Origin of the sequence: Maribacter sp. HS (assembly GCF_048059195.1) — a bacterium.
Taxonomy (GTDB): Bacteria; Bacteroidota; Bacteroidia; order Flavobacteriales; family Flavobacteriaceae; genus Maribacter; species Maribacter dokdonensis.
In genome coordinates, this window is sequence record NZ_JAYLVV010000003.1 from 599,210 (window position 1) to 613,537 (window position 14,328).

13 protein-coding genes, 1 tRNA gene and 1 pseudogene are annotated in these 14,328 nt (G+C 34.9%); 10 read left to right on the plus strand and 5 right to left on the minus strand.

Annotation, left to right across the window (positions count from 1 at the left end):
* Nucleotide 1: 1 nt before the first annotated feature.
* Nucleotides 2-289: pseudogene (locus VBZ51_RS07710) on the minus strand (flavodoxin family protein); the annotation flags it as partial.
* 354 nt (nucleotides 290-643) lie between these two features.
* Here VBZ51_RS07710 and VBZ51_RS07715 point away from each other — a divergent pair.
* The 6 genes from VBZ51_RS07715 (at nucleotide 644) to VBZ51_RS07740 (ending at nucleotide 6,113) form a co-directional block, all read left to right on the plus strand.
* The gene (locus VBZ51_RS07715; protein WP_416576552.1) at nucleotides 644-1,342 is read left to right on the plus strand and encodes a response regulator transcription factor; all 699 of its coding nucleotides are present in this window, start codon (nucleotides 644-646) and stop codon (nucleotides 1,340-1,342) included.
* Entirely contained in the window at nucleotides 1,339-2,712 is a 1,374-nt protein-coding gene (locus tag VBZ51_RS07720) for an ATP-binding protein (RefSeq protein WP_416576553.1), read from the plus strand. Before VBZ51_RS07715 ends, VBZ51_RS07720 begins: the two co-directional genes overlap by 4 nt.
* A 95-nt stretch (nucleotides 2,713-2,807) precedes the next feature.
* Entirely contained in the window at nucleotides 2,808-3,311 is a 504-nt protein-coding gene (locus VBZ51_RS07725; RefSeq protein ID WP_416576554.1) for a hypothetical protein, read from the plus strand.
* Nucleotides 3,312-3,316: 5 nt separating this feature from the next.
* The gene (locus tag VBZ51_RS07730; protein WP_416576555.1) at nucleotides 3,317-3,784 is read left to right on the plus strand and encodes a hypothetical protein; all 468 of its coding nucleotides are present in this window, start codon (nucleotides 3,317-3,319) and stop codon (nucleotides 3,782-3,784) included.
* Complete coding sequence (locus tag VBZ51_RS07735; RefSeq protein ID WP_416576556.1) at nucleotides 3,768-4,523, plus strand: YoaK family protein; 756 nt, start codon at nucleotides 3,768-3,770, stop codon at nucleotides 4,521-4,523. The genes VBZ51_RS07730 and VBZ51_RS07735 overlap by 17 nt, the downstream gene beginning before the upstream one ends.
* A gap of 549 nt (nucleotides 4,524-5,072) precedes the next feature.
* The gene (locus VBZ51_RS07740; protein WP_416576557.1) at nucleotides 5,073-6,113 is read left to right on the plus strand and encodes a succinylglutamate desuccinylase/aspartoacylase family protein; all 1,041 of its coding nucleotides are present in this window, start codon (nucleotides 5,073-5,075) and stop codon (nucleotides 6,111-6,113) included.
* A gap of 4 nt (nucleotides 6,114-6,117) precedes the next feature.
* Here VBZ51_RS07740 and VBZ51_RS07745 read toward each other — a convergent pair whose 3' ends face one another.
* A complete protein-coding gene (locus VBZ51_RS07745) occupies nucleotides 6,118-8,001 on the minus strand; it encodes a tetratricopeptide repeat protein (RefSeq protein ID WP_416576558.1) in 1,884 nt (627 codons plus the stop codon).
* 311 nt (nucleotides 8,002-8,312) lie between these two features.
* Between VBZ51_RS07745 and VBZ51_RS07750 the strand changes: the two genes are divergently transcribed.
* Nucleotides 8,313-9,920: a thiol-activated cytolysin family protein gene (locus tag VBZ51_RS07750; RefSeq protein WP_416576559.1), complete on the plus strand. Its 1,608-nt coding sequence runs from the start codon at nucleotides 8,313-8,315 to the stop codon at nucleotides 9,918-9,920.
* A gap of 84 nt (nucleotides 9,921-10,004) precedes the next feature.
* Here VBZ51_RS07750 and VBZ51_RS07755 read toward each other — a convergent pair whose 3' ends face one another.
* The 3 genes from VBZ51_RS07755 to VBZ51_RS07765 all read right to left on the minus strand — a co-directional run bounded on the left by VBZ51_RS07755 (nucleotide 10,005) and on the right by VBZ51_RS07765 (nucleotide 11,494).
* Nucleotides 10,005-10,265 carry a GIY-YIG nuclease family protein gene (locus VBZ51_RS07755; protein WP_416576560.1) on the minus strand — a complete coding sequence of 87 codons (261 nt, stop codon included), beginning with the start codon at nucleotides 10,263-10,265 and terminating at the stop codon, nucleotides 10,005-10,007.
* 172 nt (nucleotides 10,266-10,437) lie between these two features.
* Nucleotides 10,438-10,511 (minus strand) — tRNA-Ala (locus VBZ51_RS07760).
* Nucleotides 10,512-10,696: 185 nt separating this feature from the next.
* A complete protein-coding gene (locus VBZ51_RS07765) occupies nucleotides 10,697-11,494 on the minus strand; it encodes a universal stress protein (RefSeq protein ID WP_058104703.1) in 798 nt (265 codons plus the stop codon).
* 53 nt (nucleotides 11,495-11,547) lie between these two features.
* Here VBZ51_RS07765 and VBZ51_RS07770 point away from each other — a divergent pair, with 53 nt between their 5' ends.
* The 3 genes from VBZ51_RS07770 (at nucleotide 11,548) to VBZ51_RS07780 (ending at nucleotide 14,231) form a co-directional block, all read left to right on the plus strand.
* On the plus strand, nucleotides 11,548-12,048 hold the full coding sequence (locus VBZ51_RS07770) for a GNAT family N-acetyltransferase (RefSeq protein ID WP_286814713.1): 501 nt from the start codon (nucleotides 11,548-11,550) through the stop codon (nucleotides 12,046-12,048).
* A gap of 11 nt (nucleotides 12,049-12,059) precedes the next feature.
* The gene (locus VBZ51_RS07775; protein ID WP_416576561.1) at nucleotides 12,060-13,394 is read left to right on the plus strand and encodes an MATE family efflux transporter; all 1,335 of its coding nucleotides are present in this window, start codon (nucleotides 12,060-12,062) and stop codon (nucleotides 13,392-13,394) included.
* A gap of 69 nt (nucleotides 13,395-13,463) precedes the next feature.
* A complete protein-coding gene (locus tag VBZ51_RS07780; RefSeq protein WP_416576562.1) occupies nucleotides 13,464-14,231 on the plus strand; it encodes an enoyl-CoA hydratase/isomerase family protein in 768 nt (255 codons plus the stop codon).
* Nucleotides 14,232-14,328 lie beyond the last annotated feature (97 nt).

Genomic DNA, 14,328 nt, shown 5'->3' on the forward strand with positions numbered 1-14,328 from the left:
ACTATCTATATTCTGGGTTCTCAAATTCCCAGCGCTTGCCATTGTCCCATTCGGTGCGAGAGTTTCCGTAATTGGAGTAGCCGTTATTGTCTTTCATCATTCTGGCTAAATGTAACAGATTATAGGTCATAAAGGTGGTGTTTCTATTGGTAAAATCGCTATCAAAACCTACGGGTTCTTTAAGGTCTTCGTCTTTCCATTTGGTATCGCCATACCTTGGTCCGGGTCCTTCTTTACCGGTCCATCCACTATCTGCTTGCGGCGGTATAGAGTAGCCCACATGTTGAATAATTCATTGCTTTATAAGTATTAAAAATACTGCTTTGCAAGCAATACCATTATTAAGAATTAACCTGAAGTTGTTTTAGTAGTAATAAGATAAATGTCCAAAAACGGTAGGGGGCAGTAATGTTTTAGAACTGACCAATAAGGTAGTATTTTCTTCATTGTAGTTTTTCAGGAAAGCGTAAAAGGGAAGGAAATGAGTAAAGATATTAAATTAATTCCGCCATATTTTCTGTAACACATTAAACACCATCAACGCTTAATTACAAACGTCAAATTCTAATAACATTTTAATCTATTATACGCCCTAAATTATCACGAAGTAAGTAAATTTATCTTTCTCTATTAGAATTAATATATGAGCTCTATTTTATTGATAGAAGATGAAGAGAATGTAGCTAATATTATTAAAAAAGGCTTAAAAGAAGAGGGTTATAACGTTATACATGAAATTGATGGTATAAGTGGGATGGACACTCTTGGCAAGAAACCTTTAAACTTAATAATTCTGGATATTCTCTTGCCCGGAATGAACGGATTAGAAGTATGCAGGAAAATAAGGGACTTAGGGTATATTGAACTACCTATTCTAATGCTTACGGCATTAGGCAGTGTAGAGAACGTTGTTTTAGGCTTAGATAGTGGTGCTGATGATTATTTAACAAAGCCCTTCAAACTTATTGAATTAAAAGCTCGTATTCGTACTTTGCTACGTAGAACAGTTGCTTTAGATGAAAGCAAATATAAAAACGGTGACCACTACTCTTTTGCAAATATCCACTTAAACGATTATTCAAAAACTGTATCTCGTAACCAAGTAGAAATCAATTTTACTTCGACCGAATATCGATTATTGCTAACATTTATGAAAAACCCCGGCAAAGTATTATCAAGAAACTATTTGCTTGACGAAGTATGGGGAATTGATTTTGACATTGGCACTAATGTAGTGGACGTCTATGTCAATTACGTAAGAAAAAAATTAGAAAGCAAAGGTCAGGAACGAATCATTCAAACTATAGTAGGTATGGGTTACGCCCTTAAGCAAGATAAATGAAAATACATTATCGAATAATATATTTACTTATATCGGTATTCTTTCTATATACATTACTTTTCTGTGGCTTTATTTATTATTCAATATCAAATTTTTCATTTACCGATTTTTACAAGCGCCTTGAAATAAGAGCGGCTACTACTGCAAAAATACAATTGGATAATCCGGACAACGCATTAATAATTAAAGAAATGCGACAGGAGTTTCTAGAAAAAATGCCTAATCAGAAGGAATATCTATACCCTATAATCCATAACAAAATCGTTATTAACGAAAAACAAGACACACTACCATCAAATTTTCTTAAAACCCTATTAAATAAAAAAGAAGGAAGTTATAGAAATGGTAACATCTTTTATTCAGGCATTCGGTACAAGACTATAAAACAAAAAGATTATATTGTTGTAGTCTCTGCCGAGAATTATTTTTATTCTCATCATATCGCTTATTTAAAAAACCTACTCATCACCTCTCTTCTTTACGGGTTACTGCTCATTGTTCTAATATCTATGCTAATTTCTAGAACGCTTATTCACCCCATAAAGAGAATTATAAGTGAAACCGAGAAAATAGGCTCCGAGAATCTACATTTACGGCTAGAGATTCCTAAAACCAAAGACACTATCAGTAATTTGGCACAAACCTTTAATAACATGCTCAACAGGTTAGAAACTACTTTTGAAACCCAAAAGAATTTTATAAGCAATGCTTCTCATGAATTAAATACACCGCTTACCACTATAATTGGTGAAGCTGACTATTCATTGTCAAAAGAAAGAGATGCTCAACAATACAAAATATCTCTTTCAAATATTCTTAAGGAATCTGAAAAACTAGAACAAAAAACTAAAGCACTATTATTACTGGCGCAAACCGGTTTTGACGGCAAATCCCAAAAACTTATAATTTTAAGAACTGATCAGCTAGTACTTGATGTAAAAGAGACCGTTCAAAAATTAAATTCTAAATTTAAGGTCGGTTTAGATTTCAGCTTACTGCCCGAAAACCCAAAAAAACTAAAAGTAAAAGGAAATTTTCACTTGTTACATTTGGCTTTGACCAATATTGTTGTCAACGGTTGTAAATACTCAAACAATCAACCGGTATACATAGCCTTGGGAGCATCGGACTCTCATGTTGTTATTAATATTAGAGATTTTGGCATAGGAATACCAGCGAAAGATTTACCGTACATTTACGATCCATATTTTAGAGCTTCGAACACTACAGATTATGCAGGGTACGGTATAGGTTTACCGCTGAGCAGAAATATAATACGTATGCACAAAGGTGAAATCATTGTAACTTCTATAGAAGGAAATGGCACCTCTGTAAATATAAAAATTCCTATTTGGAGTTCATTAGTTTAATCTAATTTTAATCTCTGATATAATTTCTAACCTATTTCTAATCTGTTTCTAAACCTGGTCTAATGACTCCTAGATACTTTTGAGAAAAAGAAATTATGGAGACAAATAAAATTATTTTACCTACCGACTTTTCGGTTAAATCACTTGAATTAGTTCGTAAAGTTCTAAATGATGCCTCTGCCCCTGAGCCACTATCTATAGTTCTACTGCATGGCACCTATCTTTCCAATTCCATTACAGATCTATTGTTTTTTTCAAAATCAAAAACAATTAACAAACTCAAGACAGATGAGTTCAATGAGGCTTGTAACTTACTAAAAAACAAGTACCTGGATAAAATTAACTCATTACATGTAGATTTAATAATATCAGACCAAAAAGCTTATTTCAACAGTTTTGTTAAGAAATTACAAATCACCAAAATATTCATTCCTGACGAAGGTTTTTTAGACTTTTCTAAAGTAAACGGCTTTAATACTTTGACATTACTCAAAAATTGTGGGGTTTCTTGTTCAGAAATAATTTTTGAACCGGAAGCGAACCTAAACAGTGTCGAAAATGGCAGGTTTTCTAATTTATTACTTTCTAAATTAAAATAAAAACTATGAAACTGTGGTCAATTTATCTGTTTTTTGGCATTCTACTTTTGTTCAGTAGTTATTCTATTATAAACAAAGACAGCCCAGAAACGTTAATACTAGGTGACTGGGAAGAGGTTTCTTGGAAATATGAAAAACTTGATTATAACAATAAATTAGATTTTAGCATTAATGATTTATTAAAGAAAGAAATATGCCAAGATCTAATTATCCATGAAGCAGAGACTTGGCGATTTAACTCAGATAAAAGCCTAACCTTTTTAGAAAATGGAATTATCAAGGAAGATTTAAAGTGGAATGTAAAAGGTCGTGGCAATATTTTAGAATTACAGCACAAAAACGAGATTATTGAAGGTTATCAAGTAGTAACTATTTCAAAAGATAAACTAATAATACAATTTCATTCAGATTTACAAATAAAGGGAATCGTAAGAATAGCCTTTAAACGAATAAAAAATGCTCAGGAAGTTTAGTAATTATAGAAGTTTTTTAGACAATATAAGATTAGGTATACTAACTGCCTTCATTGCAGGTATGGTAAACGTTATATCTGTGACTATATTTTTTTCCTTTACGAGTAACGTTACAGGTCATTATGCCATATTAGCTCAAGAAATTTCTAAAGGAAATTGGTACCAAGGCGCAGTTGTATTGATCTGGATTTTCTTATTTTTTGCCGGTAATTTTACATCAAACTGTTTAATTATACACAACAATACGCCCAATGGCCGATATATTGCTCATGCAATTCCTGTATTTTTAGAAATGGCTTGTTTGATGTTCGTGGGAACCTATCTACAATATTTCTATACCGAAAGTCTTCAAGAAACCGAAATTCTAGTGGGAGCAATGTTGTTTGCCATGGGACTTCAAAATGGTTTGACAGCAAGTATAACCAATGCAAAAGTAAAAACAACCCACCTAACCGGTTTAACTACAGATTTAGGTATTTTACTTTCCATGTTTACCAAAAAAGAATACCGAAAAGATAAAAATTTAGTTGAAAAAGGATATTTATTATTTGCAATAATGCTATCATATATGGGTGGAGGAATTGCATCTGGTGTTCTCTATCTAAAAATACAAAACGCAACCTTTATAGTAGTAGGCACCGCATTAGGAATAGTTCTTTTATATGACTACTCAAGATTACAAATAACCAAAATAGTATTCAAACGTAGAATGTATAACAAAATTATCAAACCAAATTAAAGTTTGATAAAATCAAAAGCAACATTTACATCGAAATCTACCCTATTGTAGAAACGCTTGTAGTGATTATAAAAATGACATTTAAATATTGAAAATGAAATATTTAAATGTCATTTTGGATTTAATTTTCTACACCTAAAATAAATTAAACGTTACCACAATATACTTGTACTTTTTGCATAAAATGCAGCAAATGTCTTAGAAACGGCTGTTTTATTTTTAAGCATGTATTCAATATATTGTTAATTCGTCTTTTTAACTTAAAATCTGGATCCGTTTATAAAAATAATTCCATCTACCTATACAATTGTAACGGTAGAACAACTTTTGGTCAGTTTGCAACTTTACTATAATTCCGTTATTAAGTTTCAAAAACGGAATCATAAGCAATGTGAGAAATCATCTAAAATAGAAAGCAGCCAACTTCTTAATACTTTGTATAATTTGATATTGAATGCTTGTTATAGCGCAGGTAATAGCTTTAAAACATAGCTACTTTTTAATACCTTAGACTGGACAAAAAACAGATCCGCATCAAAATTATTTACTATGCAAAAGCTATTCTTTACCCTTTTCTTGTTTTTATCCCTTTGCTCAGCAATAGCCCAAAACACTTTTAAAGATGTATTCTCCAACGCTAAAAGACCATTAAAAGAAAACATACGCATAGCATTTCAAGACGCTAGAAACAACAAAACCTTCTTGCCCATATCTATACTAAAGGGAAAAAATGAAGGACCGGTTTTTACCATTGTTGCCGGCGTTCATGGGTTTGAATATCCACCCATTGTTGGCGTACAAGAGCTCTTGAGAGAAATTGATGTTGACAAATTGAACGGTACTTTAATTATTATACCCATTGCTAATACCAGCTCTTTTTTCTCGAGAACTTCTATTGTAAATCCGCATGATCAAGTGAATTTAAACAGTGCGTTTCCTGGAAAATCTACCGGTAGCGTTACGCAAAAAATAGCTGATTTTATCACAACGGACATTATACCCGCGAGTGATGTTTTTATAGATATACATGGCGGCGGTGTCAATGAAGATTTGATTCCGTTTGCACTTTTCTACGAAAACCCCAATTATCCGGAACAAACTAAAAAGGCAAGGGAACTTACAGAGATCAGCGGATTCAAGTATATAGTTTCATACCCTTTTAGTTTAAGGGACGATGAACCTGCTAAATATGTCTTTAAACAAGCCTCACAAGATGGCAAAATAGCATTGAGCTTTGAAAGTGGCAAATTGGGCAATGTTCAGAAAGATGCCGTACGTTTCATAAAAAATGGAATCTATAATATGCTTGACCATTTGAACATGTACGATAACGGTTCCGAGCCAAGTGCCAATCTTGTGCAACTCAACAATCAAACCTATTTAAGCGCTACCGAAACAGGGCTTTTCTACAGTGATCTGAAAGCGGGAGATACCGTTAAAGAAGGTAATGTTGTAGGCTACACCACAAATGAATTTGGCGAAAAACTTAAAGAGTACAAAGCACCTACATCAGGTATTATTTTGTACAAAATTTCAACCCCACCAGTTAATATTGATGATACTTTAATGTGTATTAGTAAGCGTTTGTAAATAATCAAAGTGAATTCAAAAATTGGTTTAGATCGGTTTCTTTATCTAGCCCAAGTTTCTTTTTTAGGCGGTATTTAGATTTTAAAATACTATCTGGTAGTACGTTCAAGGTGGCTGCAATTTCTTTTGTGGTCAGGTTCATTCTGAGAAAAGCTGCTAATCGAATTTCTTTTTCTGAAACGTCAGAAGATAAAGTCTTTAGTTTCTGGTCAAAGTCGTTATGAACTTCAGAAAAATAAGTTTTGAATACCTCCCAATCTTTGTCAGAAGCATTCTCTTTCTTTAATAGCATGACAATACGCCTAAATTCTGTTTTAAATTTATCTGGCGAGTTCTTTATATTCTCCAAATTCTCTTTTAACTCTTGAATAAACGTGTTCTTTTGAACTAGATGCAAGGTCTGGCTCGTGAGTTCTTTTTGCTTATACTCAATTTCCTTCTTATAAATTTCCTCTTGTTTTTCCCTTTCGGCCTTATTCTTCTTCATGCGTTGCCGAAACCCAAAGAAAAGTAATCCTGATAGAGCCAGTCCAGATATGGCTCCACCGGCATAAAGGCCTTTGGTCAATTTATCCACTTTGGCTTTTTCGTTCAGTGTGTTTATTTCTTCTTCTTGCAGGGCAATTTCTGCTTCTTTTTTTTCTGTCTCGTAGGATATTTGAAGCCGCTCAATTTGTTTCGACTTTTCCGAGGTGAAAAGGCTGTCACTAAGTATTTGAAATTGCCGCTGATCATCCAGCGCTTCTTTAAATAACCCTCCTATTTCGTAAGCTTTTGAGCGATATCGTAAAGCCATCTTTAACTGATCCATGGATCTAATCGAATCAGCAAGGTGTATTGTTCGGTTCAAGTAGGTAATAGATTTATTAAAATCACCTTTCATCGCATATGCATTCCCTATTTCCCCCATTGCACTGATAATGTTGAAGTATGAGTTGCTGGTTTTATTCATTTCGACACACTTCAGTAAATTTTTAATTGCCAAATCATAGTTACCTTGTTTTGCAAGGACCATACCTATATTGGCAAGGGCATTGGCAGTATTATCATCAAACCCAAATTTCTCGCTAATCGCTTTACTTCGTTGATAATATTCTAGAGCTTTTTCATGTTCTTCCATTTCTACATAAGAATTGCCAATATCCACCATTGTATAAGCTTTATAGAGATTGTCGGCAGTATCCTCATACACCCCTAAGGCCAGATTAAAGTTTTCGATAGACTTGGTGTAATTTCCTTGATAATAATTAACCTTTCCTAATTGTCGATATAGGTCCGCTTTTCGGAAAGGTTCTCTATCGATTGTATCCAGAACCTTTAATGCCTTAATCGTACCTATCATTGCTTTTTCGTAATCCCCTTTATTTATATAGGTATTTGCTATATCCCCTATGGATATACCATACTGTAGATAACTCTTGCTTTGTAAGTACATATTTGAAACTGAATCCTTAAGCTTTATGGAATAATCATAATTACCTATGGCATCCTCAATTTGTGCTAGGTTGGAAAGGGAATTGGTCAGGAGTAATTTATCTGTTAGTTTTTCAGCGAAATCTATGGCTTTTCTATAATAGATTCGAGCTGAATCATTGACATTGGTCATATAAAAATAGTTGCCCATGCAATAGTTTCCAATGGCAATTCCCTTTGAATAACCTGTATTGTTTGACAGCTCCAAAATCATATGAGCATTTTTTTTTGCGACTGACTGATTATTGTATAATTGCATATTAAATAATTCTTTAAGTGTTGCAACTTTTTCTTTGTGCCCCAATTGCTTTTCATAAACCTGACTAAGACTGTCTATTCTCTCTTGACCTTGGAGTTGGGCTAGAATTGAAATTGGCGTTGCAAGAATTATTAAAAAAATGATTTTCATTTTCATAATTACAATGGTTTGGTTTTCACTAAGATAAATCATAATTCTCTTCATAAAACATGTGCATCTTTGCTAGAAAAATCCTTTGTCCATAAAAAGGTTATACTTTCTTGGAGATCATAGCTATAAATAAAATATGTAAACCGTTGAATATAAAGGGTTTTTGAATTTTTTATGATTTTAGGTTTTTTATGCTGTCCATGGTGTAGTTCATCGAAATCCAAGTTGCTTGTCCATACTTTGTCCATGGACAAAATTAGGGATGGGATCATTTCTACTCTAAGTTTGGAATGTTGAATCCTGAAAAACAAGAAGTTATGAAAACAAATCATTTAAATTTTAAAACCATAAGCGTACTATTGTTAAGTACAATATTATTGACCTTTGTAGGATGTAATAAAGATGAAGTACTTCCTGATGACCCAAGCTTACCACAGTTTTCCAATAATGATGCCGATGACTTTAATTCTGCAGTGGCCAATCTAAGTGGATTCAACCAACCTGAGGAGTCGAGTATCGTTGAGACCGCCTCGACCAATCCCGAACGTGAGGGAACAACGGAATTTGAATGCTTTACCCAAACATTCAAGGGAGCACCCGGTTTTAGTGAATTGTTCACGTTGGATCCAACTACCGATGTCATATATCCAGGATCTATGTTAAAAGGGGAAACCATACCTACTGGGGAATATGCGAGGATCAACAAGGATCGTGCGCCAATTACCATGTCAATTTCGCTAAACAATGTCAAAGGAAAGACTAGTGTAACTGTTAATAACCCAAATTTGCTGAGTGAGGTTAGAGCTGGTGTTAATGAATTGCTCAACCTTGAAGTTAAAGGTGCTACTCCTGCACAGTTAGAATTTGATAAGTCTCAAGTCTATTCTGAACAGCAATTATCTATAGCCCTTGGAGCAAATTATCGCGATAAAACCAAAGACATTTCGGGTAGTTTTGATTTCAATACCACAACGGTTAAGAAAAAGTACGTGCTAAAATTTATTCAAAAATATTTTACTATTGATTTGGACTCCCCAGGTCAAGTTCCAAGCGATCTTTTTACTGATCTTCCTAGTATTGAAAGTTTGGGATCCACAAGCCCTGTCTATGTTTCAGCTGTTACATACGGTCGTATGGTATTGTATACCGTAGAGTCTGATTATAGTATAACGGAAGTAGAAACAGCCTTTAATGCGGCAATAGAAGCGGGTGAAAAAGGAGGAGATTTTAACCTTGATGTTGATTCAAAGAATGTTCTTGAAGAGTCTAACATTAAGGCATTGATAATTGGAGGCAATGGTGCTAGTGCGGCCCAAACTATTGGCGGAAATCTTGAAAAAATTTATGATTATATTGCAGCTGGCGGCAACTATTCACCAGAAGAATCTCCCGGTTCCCCTTTATCCTATAAATTAAGTTATGTAAAAGAAGGTTTTCCTGCAGCAAATGTAGTTCTTGCAACGGAATATCAATCACGAAATTGTGATGTTGCCTATCCAGAATATCTAGCAACCATTGTTAACATTACGGGTACACAATTTACCGATACAGAGGTAAATGGTAAACTAAGGGTGAAAATGTGGGTTGGAGGGGAACGCCTTGACATTAATGAGAACGGCATAGATGATGGTAAAACTTGGAGCGTGGATACCGATAATTTTGTTGATGTACAAAACAATAAAACACATACAATTAATGAATCATACACCTTTAAGCCCTACAGACCAAATATGGCAACGGATTATGTTGAATGTTCAGGAGAATTATATGATTATAATGGTATTTTTGGTAATGAAAGTTTGGGTAATGCGGGAGGAATAAACCCTGTTGTTCTGGATAGTTTAAAACTCAACGTTCCTGATACTACATATTTAAATTTTAAAAAGGGAATTACAGCACAGTTTATTATTATAAGAAAAAAATAAAACAAAAAAGCTTCCAAAATGGAAGCTTTAAGTGGAGAATACCGGATTCGAACCGGTGACCTTCCCGAAGGCTTTCGGGACGCTCTATTCTTGTATTCCTGTTGAGATTAAATAGTCACTATACTTTCTACTTTTCTTCTTTTTAACCAGAAGTTCAAACGAGACTGCTTCTGATCGAGTTTTAAAATTAAGCTGCCATTTCAATACCCAATCATTTGCTTTTTTGGTATAAGTACTTCCGTTGCCATTATTATGGCGTAATAACCTTGTATCAATATTCTCTGTACTCCCCACATAATAACAATTTAAAGTCTTTCTATAAATGATATAAGTTGTGAAGCTCATATTTAAAAATAATTAAATAAACAAAGGCTTCCAAAATGGAAGCTTTATCGTGGAGAATACCGGACCGGAACCGGTGACCTTCCCGAAAGCTCTCGGGACGCTATTCCTTTGATTACACTATTTACTCAAAACCAGAAAAAAAGCCCTCACTTTCTTGAAGGCATTAAAGTTGTGGAGAATACCGGATTCGAACCGGTGACCTCTTGCCTGCCAGGCAAGCGCTCTAGCCAACTGAGCTAATCCCCCTAATTTCTTTAATCTTAATTCAATATCGAAACGACCTTCCCGAAAACTTTCGGGACGCTCTAGCCAACTGAGCTAATCCCCCTTCAATATTGATTGCTTAAAATTGCTTGGTATTCACATGATGAAAACCCCAATTTTCAAGAGGATCAAAGGAAATACATTTTAACAACGTATCAAAGTACAATTTAATCTTTCTTTACACTGAGCACCAATACGGGTACAGGCGCAAAGAACTCTGATTTTGAAATGGTACTTTTTTCCCATAATTTCTTAAAAAAACCTCTTTTTCTTCTAAAAACACATAATAAATCGGGGTGTTTTGCTTGAAAATGTTCCAAAACCCCATGATATGTGGTTGGGTTATCCGTAAAGGTTAATTGTGAACTAATGTCCATTAACGCCGTATTGATCTTTAAATCATCATCTGAATACCCAGGCGTTTTCACCATTAAAAGATTCACTTTTGCATTATGTTTGTTCTTTATTTCAATTAACGGATCAAGTATTCTCTTTCTTTTTAAAATACCTGATTTAAAGGCTACCAATATATTCTCAAATGATTTATAGGCAGTTCCTTTAGGGACGATCAGTGTAGGTATATTAGTTCTTTTGATAATGGCACCAGAGGTATGCCCCAGGTAATATTCTTCTTGTATATCATTACTTCTAGGTGCTAAAATGATAAGATCAATACCTATTCCCTTATCAATTTCCCTTAACCCATCTTTAAGCTCGCCATTAAAACTTGCAATTTTGATAGATACATCTTTGGTATCTACCGTAGCTATAACCTCCTTTAATCGTTCTTTAGAATTCTCAGTAACTTTTTGGGTAACGTTCGTAAGGGTTCCCGTTTTTCCACTGACGTTGAAAACTTCCATTACATAAATATCCGCACCAAAGTCTTCTGCAAAATTAACGGCATATTGTAAAGTTTCGTTCGCATTTGTTGAGGTCCCTATAGGAACAAGAATATTCATCATGATAAAAAGTATTGATTATAACTCTAAATTTACAATTTAATTAAATGGCTTTTATGATAGCACCTGCAAAGATATCGCAAATACCCGAAATTTTAACCATGACCAATGCCTGTAGAATTGCCATGGAAGAAAAAGGTATTTACCAATGGACAACGGAATACCCTTCTAAAAAAGCATTTGAAAAAGATATTGAGCGTAATGAACTTTATGTACTTTTAGAAGAGGATGCCATTATTGGCTGCATTGTACTATCGCAGGTAATGGACGATGAATATAAAAATGTTGCCTGGTTAACAGAAAACGGCAACAACTACTATGTTCATAGACTAGCGGTACACCCTAAATATCAAGGCAGGGGCCTTGCACAACAATTAATGGATTTTGGCGAAAACTTTGCACGTAAAAATAACGCCCTATCAGTAAGGTTAGATACCTTTAGCCAAAACAAAAGAAATCAGAAATTTTATGAGCAACGTGGTTATGTTAAATTAGAGGATATCTTTTTTCCCAAGCAAAGCGCACATCCTTTTCACTGCTACGAACTTGTACTATAGAATCTATATTTTTGAAAACTTCCGTTAATTTTAAATCTATAAATGCCTTGGCCATACCCGCAACTATAGCAGGCATAGCAGAACCTTTATTATCTATTACGGATACCGCCATAGTAGGGAATATTCCGGTTGACGGACTAGAATCTCTTGCCGCAGCCGGTATAGTAGGTTCTTTTCTTTCTATGCTCATTTGGATTTTAGGGCAAACACGTAGCGCTATTTCTGCCATAATATCACAGTATTTGGGCGCTGGTAGAATAGAAACGGTCAAAACCCTGCCAGCGCAGGCCATTTACCTCAATATTGCTCTTAGTATTTTAATTTTGCTCTCTACCATTTTTGTCATTCAAGAAATTTTTGAGTTGCTAAATGCCTCGGGAAAAATACTGCAGTATTGTATTAGTTATTACAGTATTCGCGTTTGGGGATTTCCCTTGACCTTATTCGTTTTTGCCGTAATGGGTATATTTCGTGGATTACAAAATACCTATTGGCCCATGGTCATTGCCATTACAGGAGCTCTATTAAATGTAATTTTCGACTTCGCCTTTGTATACGGTATTGATGGCTTTATACCAGCAATGTATTTAGATGGTGCGGCCTATGCCAGTTTATTGGCGCAAAGTATTATGGCCATTATGGCATTTTATTTACTTTGGACAAAGACAGATATTAGTCTAAAGCTAAGGCTACCCATTCACCCAGAACTTGGTAGATTAGTGGTTATGAGCCTAAATCTTTTTGTTCGTGCCATAGCATTGAATACGGCTCTTATACTTGCTGTTAGGGAAGCAACTGCACTAGGCGATAAGTATATTGGCGCACATACCATTGCTATTAACCTTTGGTTGTTCTCAGCTTTTTTTATCGATGGTTTTGGTGCCGCCGGAAATATTATGGGCGGTAGATTGCTGGGAGAAAAAAATTATAACGCACTTTGGTTATTGGCTAAAAAAATAACGAAATACGGACTCGTAGTCAGTGTAGTGATTATGGCCTTTGCCGGTATTTTTTATAAACCTTTAGGTGCCCTTTTTTCCAATGAAAGTTTGGTGCTATCCGCATTCTATGCCATTTTCTATATCATTATTTTAGGATTGCCCATAAACACCATTGCCTTTGTACTTGACGGAGTCTTTAAAGGTCTGGGCGAAATGAAATATTTACGAAACACCCTGCTCGCAGCTACTTTTTTAGGGTTTGTTCCTATGCTTTTTTTAGGTAAATACCTCAATTGGGGGCTAACGGGCATATGGCTGGCCTTTACCGTTTGGATGTTTATTAGAGGTGCCGCTTTAGTGTGGAAGTTTAGAAACAAATTCAAACCTTTATTGCAAAATCAGTAATTTTGTGTTCAATACCTTAGGGCAATCCCTAATGCAAATCGTCTCGATTATCGAGCAAAAAAAGATGCTATGGTCACCACAAGAAAAAATGGAAGTTTATATACAAGAATAGATGGTAAAGTTGCGCATGTAGAATTTGGGCATCCTGCCAGTAACTCTTTTGTTTCTGAACTTTTAGAACGCCTAACCGATACTATTAATGAACTTTCAGAAAACGAGGGTATTTCTGTTATCCTTTTAAAATCTGAGGGAGAAAAGGCTTTTTGTGCCGGCGCTTCTTTTGATGAGCTGTTAGAGGTTTCCAACTTAGAAGAAGGTAAGGCATTCTTTAGTGGTTTTGCCCACGTGATAAACGCTATGCGTAAATGTAAAAAGGTCATTGTTGGCCGTGTACATGGTAAAACTGTTGGTGGCGGCGTAGGTCTTGCCGCAGCTTGTGATTATGTGTATTCTAACGTGAACTCATCAATTAAACTTTCTGAGCTTAGTATTGGTATTGCTCCGTTGGTTATTGCTCCTGCCGTTGCCCGTAAAATAGGAAATGCAGCTATGGGCGAAATGTCTTTAGCCCCTACGGAATGGAAGAGTGCTTATTGGGCTCAAGAAAAAGGACTGTTCAACAAAGTATATGACAATGCCCAAGAAATGGACAAAGAACTTGATTTCTTCATTCATAAATTGGCAAGCTATAATCCTGATGCATTGACCGAATGGAAGAAAGTTTTATGGGTAGGCACCGACCATTGGGATACCTTATTGACAGATCGTGCATCTATAACAGGTAAATTGGCACTATCGGAATTTACCCGTAACGCGCTGTCAAAATTTAAAAAATAGACAATAACCGAAACAGCCTGTCGTTCTGTTTCTAAATCATTATTATGGAATTCTTTCAATTTTTAAACGGTAACCTTGTATTTCCAATTCTTGCACT

Bases quoted from the DNA above. Each gene is read 5' to 3' on its own strand.
- VBZ51_RS07750 (WP_416576559.1), top strand. From the start codon at position 8,313: ATGAAAACAAATCATTTAAATTTTAAAACCATAAGCGTACTATTGTTA.
- VBZ51_RS07735 (WP_416576556.1), top strand. From the start codon at position 3,768: ATGCTCAGGAAGTTTAGTAATTATAGAAGTTTTTTAGACAATATAAGA.
- VBZ51_RS07770 (WP_286814713.1), top strand. From the start codon at position 11,548: ATGATAGCACCTGCAAAGATATCGCAAATACCCGAAATTTTAACCATG.
- VBZ51_RS07765 (WP_058104703.1), bottom strand. From the start codon at position 11,494: ATGATGAATATTCTTGTTCCTATAGGGACCTCAACAAATGCGAACGAA.
- VBZ51_RS07715 (WP_416576552.1), top strand. From the start codon at position 644: ATGAGCTCTATTTTATTGATAGAAGATGAAGAGAATGTAGCTAATATT.
- VBZ51_RS07720 (WP_416576553.1), top strand. From the start codon at position 1,339: ATGAAAATACATTATCGAATAATATATTTACTTATATCGGTATTCTTT.
- VBZ51_RS07745 (WP_416576558.1), bottom strand. From the start codon at position 8,001: ATGAAAATGAAAATCATTTTTTTAATAATTCTTGCAACGCCAATTTCA.
- VBZ51_RS07725 (WP_416576554.1), top strand. From the start codon at position 2,808: ATGGAGACAAATAAAATTATTTTACCTACCGACTTTTCGGTTAAATCA.
- VBZ51_RS07755 (WP_416576560.1), bottom strand. From the start codon at position 10,265: ATGAGCTTCACAACTTATATCATTTATAGAAAGACTTTAAATTGTTAT.
- VBZ51_RS07730 (WP_416576555.1), top strand. From the start codon at position 3,317: ATGAAACTGTGGTCAATTTATCTGTTTTTTGGCATTCTACTTTTGTTC.
- VBZ51_RS07780 (WP_416576562.1), top strand. From the start codon at position 13,464: ATGGTCACCACAAGAAAAAATGGAAGTTTATATACAAGAATAGATGGT.
- VBZ51_RS07740 (WP_416576557.1), top strand. From the start codon at position 5,073: ATGCAAAAGCTATTCTTTACCCTTTTCTTGTTTTTATCCCTTTGCTCA.